Genomic DNA, 11,912 nt, shown 5'->3' with positions numbered 1-11,912 from the left:
TTTGCAAATTTAAACCAAGTTTTAGGTTTATTGAATTTTGATGTAAAAATTATAAAACAAACAAACCACTTCCACCAATGATCACATACTTTTCCGTTATGAATGCAGAGCTTCTGCAAGGTGAATGGGTTTGTAGTTGTTCAACTAAATTTCCGAATCTGTCGAGTATGATGAGTTTTCCGTGATCATTGCCTACGATAATAATTTCACCGTTGGTGGAAGGGCTCGAATAAATGGGAGCTTCGGAATACCATTCCCATTTTTTTTGCAATGAGTCCTTATCAAACCCCTGAATCATGCCCTTTTTGTCTGCTACTACAACAACATCATCGACAACACAAGGTGAAGAAAAGTAACCAGCATAATTGTCAATCCGAGATGAAATTTTGTCTCGACGAATGTCATAAACGACGATTTGTTGATCTAAAGTTGGAATCCATGCCATGCCTTCGACTATTGCTGCAGTAGCATGTATTCGTTTATCTATGCGAATTTTTCTTAAAAGTTCACCTTTCCATGGGTCGATAACATAGATATGTTTATCTCTACTACCTACTATGATTTTATTATTCCAGAAAGATGGGGAAGCTATGACCCAACCTTCAGTATTAATGGTCCAAATGGATTGCCCAGTAAAACGATCGAAACACATGATGGAATTGTTCATTCCTCCGACTATTACGCGATCGTCCAAAACGAGTGGAGAGGAAAAAATCCAGTCGCACGTGTTTACATGCCAAAGAATTTGTCCATTTGAACGTTTCAAACAGTAAAAATTTCGATCAAATGAACCTATGTAAACTCTATCTTCTGTAACAAATGGAGTACTTCGAATAAGGCCACGTGTTTTTTGGCGCCATGCTTCTTTTAAGCTCGAAAGATCAAAAGCAATAACATATCCGTCTTCTGTTCCATAATAAGCAATGTGGTCGTAAACCACCGGTGATGAATATACACCAAGATGGGCATGATGGAGATGTCTTATTTTAGGTTTAACTAAAATATTTTGAAAAGGAAAATGTCCCGTTCTGTGTAAATTTCCTCTAAAACAGGCAACAAAAGATGTTGAAAAAACTTGTAGAGAATGATGCAATTTTCTCGTGATTTCGCTTAACTCTATGATTTTAGTTATGGATAAAGAATGAGTATGAGTAGGATAACGACTCATGAGCGTAATTGGATTAACTCTTTTTCAAGTATTTCTATTTCCATGATAAAGTGTTTTTTCAAGCCATCGAAATAGCCATCTATGTTATGGTTAGAAATAATGGTCCTATACAGCGAACTCATCTGAATCTCATTAATTTGCTTTTCAATTTCTACATTTCTTTTTTCAAGTTTCCGGATAGATGCTAGAATAAGTTCTTTAGAAGAAAGAGTTTCAGTAATTTTAGGAAAAAAAACTTCTCGCTGATTAAGCTGATCATAAATCCATTGAATTCGTTTGAGGTCTTTAGCTTGATATGCATGGCTGAGCTCAATAAACCATTTTTCTGCTTCTTGCTTAAATTCATCGATAACAAGGTCAGGATGGCAAAGTTTAGAGGCAGCTCTATATAATGTTTGAAGTTGATTTTCTTCTTCATTTGAAAGGTTAATAACTTGATGATTAAACTTGTCCCTTGAAAATTCTTTAAATGTTTTTCTTTCTTCATCTATTGCTACAAAGTCATCGAAAAAACTTTTGTCTTTTTCTTTTTTTAATGCAAGAACTTCCCATTTTAAGTCAAGAAGTCGTGAGATGTAATCATTGAGTTCTTGATAGTAACGTTGTTTAAAATGCCAAAGTTGTTGTTCCAATAAATTAAGCTTTTGTGATAGAATGGAATGCTGAATTTCAAGAAAATAAAGACGAGTTTTTAGCCCTTCAATGGAGGATATGTCTTCGGATAAAACATCGCTTTTAAAAAAAGATGAGATGTGTGTTTCAATTAAATCGTATTTTTTTTGCTCAGATAATTGCAAACATTCTTGTAAAGGAAAATCAGGATAAAAACTTTTCAGGCGATATAAAAGCTCATTAATTTCAGATTCTTCTGGACTTCCAGTTCTTAATAATTCAAGAAGATTTAAGATAATTTTTTTCACATAACAAATTTAAACATTTTAGTAATGAAATGCTTTTAAGACAAAAAAGTCTTAACGTATGACAAATCTTCAGGATGAGTAAGTTTTATGTTGTGTAAATCGCCATCAAAAAAGTGAAGTTCGTATCCTGCAGCAAGTGCAACTGAAGCGTCATCGGGAAAAATTATTTGGGATTCTTGTTGATATGCGTGAAGAATGATGTTAGCTCTAAAAAATTGTGGGGTTTGAACTCGGAAGAATTTTCTTCTGTCAGCATAGTAAATGCCTTGACTATCAATATGTATAAGAGCATCATTGAGAGGTAAGATTGGAATGGCTGTGCCATGCTGTATAGCAAGTTCAACACCTTTTTGAATCAATAGGGGTGAAACAATTGGTCGAGCAATGTCGTGAATTGCCACAATCTGATCATTTTTTATGTATGTAAGACCATTTTTGACAGAATGAAAACGTTCCCTACCACCTTCGATAATATGATGAAGAGAAAAACTTAATTCTTGAAAGACGTTGTTCCAATAAGATTGATGTTCGGGATTAATAACAAGCGTGAATATGGCTTCTGGAAAAGCTTTATAGAGGGCATTAAGAGTATGATAAGCAAGAGTTTTGCCGTGAATTTTTACGAATTGCTTAGGTATGGTCGAAGAAAACCTCTGACCTTCACCGGCAGCTACAACTACAAAATGAACGAGGGGTGATTGCATGCTAGTCGATGATCAACATGGCATCGCCATAGGCAAAGAACTTATATTTTTCTTCAATGGCAACTTTATATGCTTTCATTAAGTTTTCATAACCAGCAAAAGCTGATACGAGAATCATGGCGACAGACATAGGAAGATGAAAATTGGTAACCATGGCATCGGCTACAAGGAAATTATAAGGGGGATAAATGAATTTGTTGGTCCATGCATGAGCCGGTTTCACTTTTCCTTCGATAGTAACACTAGATTCAATAGCTTTCATGGTGGTGGTTCCCACAATACACACTTTATATCCTGCTTGTTTAGTTTGATTAATCATATCTGCTGCTTCCTCGGTGATGATAAATTCTTCAGCATCCATCTTGTGTTTTGAGAGGTCTTCAACTTCTATGTTCCTAAAATTACCAAGTCCAGCATGTAATGTGATTTCTACTTTTTTTATTCCCTTAATTTCAAAACGTTTTAATAATTCTCTCGAAAAGTGTAAACCAGCCATGGGTGCTACAATAGCACCCTCGTGTTTTGCATAAATGGTTTGATATCGTTCCTTATCTTCTTCAATAACGGGTCTGCCCAATATTTTAGGTAAAGGTGGTTCGCCCATTGACTTAAGTAAAGTGATGAACTTATCATGTTCCATATCCGTCAGAAAACGAATAGTTCTTCCTCGGTTGGTTGTATTGTCAATAACTTCAGCCATTAATTCATTGTTTTCCCCAAAATATAGCTTGTTCCCAAGTCTAATTTTTCGGGCCGGATCGACAAGCACGTCCCACAGCTTTGATGCAGGATCAAGTTCTCTTAATAAGAGAACCTCAATTTTTGCACCCGTTTTTTCTTTTTTGGCATATAATCGTGCTGGAAAAACCTTAGTGTTATTAAACACAAATAGATCTCCTTCGTTGAAATAGTTAATGATATCCTTGAAAATTTTGTGTTCAATCTCCCCTGTTTTTCTATGAAGAATCATTAATCTTGATTCATCTCGACTTTTTTCGGGATATCGGGCAATAAGATCCTGCGGTAAAGGGAATTTATAATCGGACAACTTCATGAAAAAAAGATTAAAAAAAATATGAATTATTGTCGGAGCGGTCCGACTCGAACGGACGACCACTTGCACCCCATGCAAGTGCGCTAGCCAACTGCGCCACGCCCCGAAATCGGTTGCAAAATTATAAAACTTTTTATAAATTGTAAAACATTAAAAAATAAAAAAATTTTTTTGACTTCTTGATTTTTGATAGAACTGAAAAAAAGTCATGTTTTTCCATGGCATAATTTTTGACCATGCGAGCAAACAAAAGTTGCGATGACAAAAACTTTGAAATTTTTTTTTATCTTAATTATCAACTATTTTTTAAGTGCTCAGAAATATACCATATCAGGTTATGTGCGTGATGCTAAAACTGGGGAATCACTCATCAGTTGTCATGTGTGGATCGATGAATTAAAAAAGGGAACTTCTTCCAATTCGTATGGTTTTTACTCTATTACAGTGGAACCTGGTAAATATACGCTAATAGCAAGATATCTTGGTTATGAAGAATTGAGAAAAGAGATTCAAGTCAGCAAAAATATATCTTTAAACATTGAATTAAATCCTATTTCTTATACGACCAAAGAAGTAATTATTACTGATGAAAAAGCAAGAAAAAATGTTGAATCTACGGAAATGGGTAAAATCGAAATACCCATTACGGTCGTAAAGCAAATTCCTGTTGTTTTTGGAGAAGTTGACATTTTGAAATCTCTTCAGCTTATGCCTGGTATCCAAACAGGAGGGGAGGGGAATACAGCCATGTATGTAAGAGGGGGAGGACCCGATCAAAATCTGATCCTTTTGGATGAAGCAATCGTATATAATCCAAGTCATCTTTTCGGTTTTTTTAGTGTTTTCAACGCTGATGCTATTCAGAATATAGAATTATACAAAGCAGCTATTCCAGCTTATTATGGTGGAAGACTAGCTTCAGTGCTTGATATCAATATGAAAGAAGGCAATGCAAAAAAATGGAGCGCATCAGGAGGTATAGGACTTATTGCATCTCGATTATCTGTTGAAGGACCGATAAAAAAAGATACATCATCTTTTATTATTAGTGCGAGAAGAACGTATGCTGATGTTTTAATTAGGCCTTTTACTAAGCCAGGAAGCATTGCCAGGGGAACCTCATATTATTTTTATGATATAAACATGAAAGCCAATTATCGTTTTTCATCGAAAGATAGAATATTTTTTAGTCTTTATGGAGGAAATGATATTTTTAAATTTAACTTTGCAGAAGACCTGATGAAAACAAACATTGAATGGGGAAATATCACCAGTACAATTCGTTGGAATCATCAATATAATCCCAAACTTTTTTCAAATTTATCATTGATTTATAGTCGATATCAGTTCTTGTTTGATGCAAAGCAAGAAATTTTTAAAATTGGCATGAAATCCGGTATTCAGGATATTACTTCTAAGCTCGATTTTACTTACATGTCGGCATTTGATCATAATATCAAATTTGGTTTATTTTATGCACGTCATATTTTTTCTCCAAGTAGTGTGAGTGGCTATGCAGGAGAAACTGAACTGGATCTTGGCAAGCCTGTTAAACTTTATTCTCACGAAACAGCTCTTTATCTAAACGATGAATTTTCGTTGCTTAAACTTTTGAAATTAAATGTAGGTCTGAGGTTTACAGATTTTGCACATGTTGGACCTTTTGTCAGGTATATCAAAGATACTCTTTTAGAGCAAACTATTAAGGACTCTATAGTTTATAAAAGAAACCAATTGGTTAAAAATTATTTTCATCTGGAACCACGGGTAGGCATTCGCATAACTCTTGATAGCAATAGCTCTTTAAAAGCTTCATATAATCAAAATTATCAATATCTTCATCTGGTTTCATACTCTACGACAACTTTGCCCACAGATATCTGGTTTCCTAGCACCGATAGGGTAAAACCCCAATTTGGTCAGCAATTTTCACTGGGTTATTATCGCAATTTTTTGAAAAATACGCTTGAAACCAGTGTTGAAGTCTATTATAAAATTATGAAAAACCAAATTGAGTATGCTGAAGGTGTTATATTAGAACAGACGCTTTATGATAACATAGATAATTTTCTTGTTTTTGGAATGGGAAAATCCTATGGCATAGAATTTTTGATTCAAAAGCGAGTTGGTAATACAACAGGATGGATTGGCTATACTTGGTCGAAAACCACACGCCAATTCCCTGATATTAATGAGGGTAAGGAATTTCCAGCTAAGTTCGATAGAACACATGATGTTTCTATTGTTCTCAACCACTCATTTTCCGAAAATCTTATTGTTTCGTTGGTATGGGTTTATGCTACGGGAAATACCACCACCATGCCTGTTTCGCGTTACATCATTGGTGGCAATGTTGTATCCGAATACGGACCTCGTAATGGCTATCGACTACCCCCTTATCATAGGGCCGACATAAGTATCATATGGTACCCCAAACCTAAAAAACAAAGAAAATTCGAACAAAGTTGGAACTTTTCTGTCTACAATCTCTACAATCGAAAAAATCCTTATTTCATCTATATTGATGTGGATGGAGATATTGCTGCTGGTACTGCCGTTATTAAAGCTAAACAAGTAAGTTTATTTCCCATTTTACCATCCATAACATGGAATTTTAAATTTTAAACAAGATGAGAAAAGTTTTATATTTAATCTTGATCATTACAATGATTTCATGTTCAAAAGAAATAGATCTTGATTTGCCATCTCCAACCCTAAAATATGTTGTAGAAGGATACATTCAAAACGATGCTTACCCTGTGGTCGTGCTTACGAGGAACATGCCTTATTTTGCTCCTGTTGATACATCATTTTTAATGGACTCTCTTTTCGTAACAAATGCTTTTGTGACTGTAAGTAATGGTTTTGAAATTGATACCTTAGAGCTTAAAATTGATCTTCCAAGAATTCTTAACAAAACATGGCCTTTTGTATATTACCAGGGAAAAAAAATAAAAGGGCAATTAGGTGGCCAATACCAACTTTATGTCAAAATAGGTGATCACACCATTACAGGTGAGACTACCATTCCTTCATCTATTTATTATTTTGATACATTATGGTGGAAACCTGATCCTACCATTAACAATGATTCTTTAGGTTATATTTGGATTAAAGCAACGGATAATCCTTTGGAAAAAAATTATTATCGCATTTTTACAAAACGACTGGGCAGAGATTTTGATTTTGTTCCTATTTTTGGAAGTATTTATGAAGATACGTATATCAGTGGTAAAAACATTGATTTTTATCTTACACGTGGTGTGAAAAGCATTGAGGATGATTCAGCGTTTGCTGATCCTGAATTTGGTCGATTTAAACTTGGTGATACGGTAGTAGTAAAGCTTTCTTCGATTGATAAAGCTCATTATGAATTTTGGAGGACCTTGGAAGAAGAAATTTTCTCCGCAGGAAGTCCTATGACCAATCCTACACCTATCCGACACAATGTCAAAGGAGCCCTAGGTGTTTTCGGAGGCTATGCATCATCCTATGATACTATGGTCGTCAAACCCTAAAAAATATATTATGGTAGAAAAAAGGAAGTGTGTAATTATAGGTTCTGGACCTGCCGGACTTACAGCAGCTATTTATGCTGCAAGAGCAGGTCTTGAACCTCTAGTTTATGAAGGCATAGAGCCGGGAGGTCAATTAACTACTACAACTGAAGTTGAAAACTTTCCTGGCTATCCTGATGGTGTAACAGGACCTGTATTGATGGAAGATATCAAGAAACAAGCTTTACGTTTCGGGACTGAAATTCGATATGGCTCCATTGAACAGGTGAATTTCTTATCCAAGCCATTTGTTCTTATTGATGACGAAGGACGGAAAATTGAAGCATTGACTGTGATCATTGCAACAGGTGCTAGCGCAAAATGGCTGGGTATTCCTGGAGAAAAGGAATACAGTGGTTTTGGTGTATCAGCATGTGCGACCTGTGATGGTTATTTTTATCGGGGTAAGACTGTGGCTGTTGTTGGTGGGGGTGATACCGCAGCTGAAGAAGCTACATATCTTGCTAAACTTGCTCACAAGGTTTATCTTATTCACCGTCGCGATCAACTACGCGCTTCCAAAGCTATGCAACAAAAAGTTTTCAATACTCCTAACATAGAAATTATATGGAATGCCATTCCAAAAGAAATAGTGGGTGAAACTAGGGGGTTTGCAAAAGCTGTTAGTGGCATAATTATAACTGATAAAAACACCAATGAAGAAAAAACAATACCTGTTGATGGAGTTTTTATAGCCATTGGTCACAAACCAAATACAGACATATTCAAAGGACAATTGGAACTAGATGAGCAAGGATATATCATAACTCAGGGTAAATCAACAAGAACAAGCATTCCTGGAGTATTTGCTGCGGGAGACGTGCAAGATCCCATTTATCGTCAAGCTGTTACAGCTGCAGGAAGTGGATGCATGGCTGCACTCGATGCCGAAAGGTATCTAACCATGAGTGAATGAATCACTTACCAAGAGTTATTTTATTGCAAGAGCAGAGGGTTGGCTCCTCTTTTCTATTTCTTGTTTTATTAATTCAAATTCTTCTCTAGCCATAGACAAGGCACTAGAGTTTTCTTCAAGTCTTCGAATTAAGTAAGGTAACGCTTTTGAAAAAGGAGCAAAAGGAAGGTATTTAGCAACGTTATATTTGAGATTAGCTAAATGATATGTAATGTAATCGCCCATTCCATAAAGTTGTGAAAACCATACGCGAGTATCATTGGATGAAATTTTATATTTTTCCATAGTGTCAATAGCATGAATAATGCTTTGTTTGTTATGTGTGGCTATCATAACATTAACCAATTCAAGATGTAGTAATGATAAGTTAATTGCTTTATTAAATTCAAAATCAGTTTCTTCTTTTAATTCAAAAACAGGAGATTCAATATTATGAAGTTTAGCAAAATTGATCTCTTGCTCATGATAAGCACCACGAACAAGTTTATACCCAAGGTGAACACGTATCATGTAAGCCGTACGAATCTCATTCTCCATAAACTCAAGTCTGTCTTTTCGATATAATTGGACTGTATTCCATACAATAGCTTTATTTTTATTAAAATTCAAAATGCCTTCCCACACAAGTTTATCAACAAAAGTTTGAAACCACGATTCCTCAGCGTCAACAAGAACGGAAATACCTAATTCGTAGGCTTTACTAAAAATTTCAAAAAATCGTTTCTTAATTAATTTATATGCTTCAAGGTTTTTGGCAGTCAAGGATTCGGAAGAAAACAGTTTCATATCTTCTTTTCTAGCAAGCGAAGAAGGCTTAATAGCAAGGAATGGTATCTGATGTTGTCGACAAAAGTGTAAAGCATCAAGAAAAACAAATAAATTTTTTTCAAAAGTTTCTTCTTTCTCTGAATCTTCTGCCGCGTAATCAAGGATGACGTGAACATTTTTTTCTCTCAGATTTAAAACGACTGGTAATGTTTCGTTTAACTTGCCACCTCCAATAAAATGATGGTAAATAAGATTTACAGGGAAAATAGGAGGTATAGGAAAACCAAGGCGACGTACGTAAAACTTAGCCAGCTTGTGAAGAGTTGGTCGGGAAACCAAATTAAAAACTTTAAAATACCTTTTTAATTCATGGTCAGATAAAAAACTATACGAGTTAAACATTTTTTTTCTAAGAAAGTAAGTTTTTAGTGAAAAGAATACAAACCTGTTAAAAATCAATAACAGTTCTTCAGTTGCAAATCAAAATCTGTTTTTTCAAATTAACAAAGGGTGTTGACCATTCAAAAACATAAGTACCCTGAGGAAGATTATGACGTATGACAATGGCATTACTGTTTTCGTTAGCTAATCCTTCCATAGCTTTTTTTCCATCTAGGGTGTAAATAAACCAATGGTCGCCCGGTTTTATGCCCCATGGGGTTGTTACTGTAAATTCTTTAAAAGATGGATTAGGATAAATATTCAAATCGATCATAGAATGTTCGGGAATACTGATAGGGACAGGACCTCCTTGGTTTAGAAGTTGTGTTTCCCAAATTCCTCTTCCATATGTGGCGGCTACTATTTTTTTAGCTCCGTAATGTATTTCAAGTTCATTTACAACAACAGCTGGTAGTCCATTGTTTAAATACAACCATGTAAAACTAGCAAGCAATGAATCATTGGTGTAAAAAACTCCAATATCCGTACCTATGTAAATATCATTTGTTTGTGTTCCTGAATGCTTTACTATGCAATTAACTGGAACATTAGGTAAACCAGCTGAAATGTTTTCCCATGTTTGACCTCCATTTAAACTTCGGTAAACTTTCTTGCCATCTTTGAAACCACTAAAAGTAACGTATACTTCCTGTGGATTAAAAAAGTCAACGGCAATATACGTAAGGTATGCTTCATTCATTGGAAGGCCATTTTTGATACTAGTCCATGTATTACCTCCATCTGAACTAACAAAAATGTTGTCTACTCTCGCAGCATATATGTACTCAGGATGCGATGGACAAATGGCAAGAGCTTCAAAACTTTTACCATTACTGAAATTAGATAATCTTGTCCATGTATTGCCACGGTCTTCACTTTTCCAGACATTATAAAATGCTGTGTAAATAACGTGAGGATACCATGGATGCATGACAAAAGGTGTAACCCAGGCTCCAATTTCACCTGCGTCGGTAATAGGTTTTTCGAGATTAGTAGTGTAGGTATAACCTCCATCTTCACTCCGATTTAATGCACCATTGTAGTTGGTAGCATAAACGATATTGGGATTAATAGGGTCAATCATGGCTTCCATACCATCTCCACCGAGAGTTTGCAACCATTGACCGTTGCGAAAAAGAAAAGTTCCATTATCTTGCGTCCCACCCATCAACATCGTTGGATCATTCGGATTCAATGAGAGTCGATAATATTCAGTGTTATGAATTCCATGAGAAATGTTTTTCCATTTAGTAGGTAGGTTGTAGCATCCAGGTATAAAGGTCATATTTGCAAAATCTAAACAAGGAAGAACGGCATTTAAATTGCCTAGCACAAGTGTATCAGTCATGTATAAACCCCCATCACCACCAGCAAAATATTTTTTCAAAACCGGATGATATGCTATGGCGTGCTGGTCTGCATGTACGCTTTTACCAAAGAGATTTACCCAATACGTAACTGGATTCCAAGTAGAAGAATTTCCACCGCTACCTCCGTTGGTACTTCCCCATATATTGATTCCTCCTGTGTAAACAACATTCGGATTTTGAGGATGTACCAGAAGTGTTAAATCGTATGTGCCTTGACCTGCATCATCTGGGGGAAATCCTGGCAATTGAATACCAAAATATCCACCATCTGCCCAACCAAGCATGTTAGGAGCTTTATTATTGCCTGTATATTTGGAAGTTTGTATCCATGTTTCACCTCCATCGTCCGAACGATAGAAAGCATAAAAGCCCCCATTACTTCTACAGGTAAGAGCATACATTCGCATGCTATCACTAGGAGAAATAGCTAGTTCGATGCGTATAACGTCCGATGTGGGAGGAATACTTGTATTTAGTTCAACCCATGTTTTTCCAAAATCCATCGAACGATAGATGGCAGCACGTGAATTGGTAACGGATGGTACAAAAATCGATGTTGCAAAAATTATGTTTGGATTCATTGGATGAATGTCTGCATCAACGAAATAGCCATCTTTAACTTTTGTCCAGGTGATACCATAATCTTCGGAGCGATATACTCCGGGTAACCCTATAGCTAAAAGAATATTATTGGAATCGGGATGCACGAAAACGGCTCGCAATGCTGTTGCTCGTGGCTGTTGAATTTGAAACGTTAAACCGGTCGGTTCCCAGCTTATTCCTCCGTCGTATGACTTAAATACTCCTAAACCATATTCAGATACACCACCAGGAGAAACCATGTTGTAGAGGCAGTGATCAATATCACCAGTAGCTACATAAATAGTATCAGGATGATGAGGATCAATAGCAATTCCACTAATTCGTAATGCAGGTGAAGCATCAGTAAGACAAGTCCACGTAAAACCTTTATCTGTAGTTTTCCACAATCCTCCTTGAGATGTTCCTATATAT

Annotated in this window: 9 protein-coding genes and 1 tRNA gene; 3 read left to right on the top strand and 7 right to left on the bottom strand. The window is 35.8% G+C overall.

Going from position 1 to position 11,912, the window contains the following annotated elements; translation table 11 throughout:
- Window positions 1–49 precede the first annotated feature (49 nt).
- From N2Z72_02385 to N2Z72_02365, 5 genes are all read right to left on the bottom strand, one after another.
- On the bottom strand, window positions 50–1,168 hold the full coding sequence (locus N2Z72_02385) for a PQQ-binding-like beta-propeller repeat protein (GenBank protein MCX7696524.1): 1,119 nt from the start codon (window positions 1,166–1,168) through the stop codon (window positions 50–52).
- Entirely contained in the window at window positions 1,165–2,088 is a 924-nt protein-coding gene (locus N2Z72_02380; GenBank protein ID MCX7696523.1) for a hypothetical protein, read from the bottom strand. Before N2Z72_02380 ends, N2Z72_02385 begins: the two co-directional genes overlap by 4 nt.
- A 35-nt stretch (window positions 2,089–2,123) precedes the next feature.
- Window positions 2,124–2,792: a 2-C-methyl-D-erythritol 4-phosphate cytidylyltransferase gene (locus N2Z72_02375; GenBank protein MCX7696522.1), complete on the bottom strand. Its 669-nt coding sequence runs from the start codon at window positions 2,790–2,792 to the stop codon at window positions 2,124–2,126.
- 1 nt (window position 2,793) lies between these two features.
- Entirely contained in the window at window positions 2,794–3,846 is a 1,053-nt protein-coding gene (gene queA, locus N2Z72_02370) for a tRNA preQ1(34) S-adenosylmethionine ribosyltransferase-isomerase QueA (GenBank protein MCX7696521.1), read from the bottom strand.
- A gap of 32 nt (window positions 3,847–3,878) precedes the next feature.
- Window positions 3,879–3,952, bottom strand: a tRNA-Pro gene (locus tag N2Z72_02365).
- 152 nt (window positions 3,953–4,104) lie between these two features.
- On the opposite strand from N2Z72_02365, the gene N2Z72_02360 reads away from it, so the two are divergent.
- From N2Z72_02360 to trxB, 3 genes are read left to right on the top strand one after another with little or no spacing between them, the layout of a single operon-like run.
- Entirely contained in the window at window positions 4,105–6,471 is a 2,367-nt protein-coding gene (locus N2Z72_02360) for a TonB-dependent receptor (GenBank protein ID MCX7696520.1), read from the top strand.
- Window positions 6,472–6,476: 5 nt separating this feature from the next.
- Entirely contained in the window at window positions 6,477–7,364 is an 888-nt protein-coding gene (locus N2Z72_02355; protein MCX7696519.1) for a DUF4249 domain-containing protein, read from the top strand.
- Window positions 7,365–7,374: 10 nt separating this feature from the next.
- On the top strand, window positions 7,375–8,319 hold the full coding sequence (trxB, locus tag N2Z72_02350) for a thioredoxin-disulfide reductase (GenBank protein ID MCX7696518.1): 945 nt from the start codon (window positions 7,375–7,377) through the stop codon (window positions 8,317–8,319).
- A 15-nt stretch (window positions 8,320–8,334) separates the two neighbouring features.
- Here trxB and N2Z72_02345 read toward each other — a convergent pair whose 3' ends face one another.
- Both N2Z72_02345 and N2Z72_02340 read right to left on the bottom strand, forming a co-directional pair.
- The gene (locus N2Z72_02345; GenBank protein MCX7696517.1) at window positions 8,335–9,489 is read right to left on the bottom strand and encodes a proline dehydrogenase family protein; all 1,155 of its coding nucleotides are present in this window, start codon (window positions 9,487–9,489) and stop codon (window positions 8,335–8,337) included.
- Window positions 9,490–9,556: 67 nt separating this feature from the next.
- A partial coding sequence (locus N2Z72_02340; protein MCX7696516.1) for a hypothetical protein occupies window positions 9,557–11,912 on the bottom strand: 2,356 nt, incomplete at its 5' end.

This window comes from Bacteroidales bacterium, assembly GCA_026418905.1.
In the GTDB taxonomy this organism is placed as follows: Bacteria; Bacteroidota; Bacteroidia; order Bacteroidales; family DTU049; genus JAOAAK01.
This window is presented reverse-complemented; position numbering and strand designations above follow the sequence as displayed.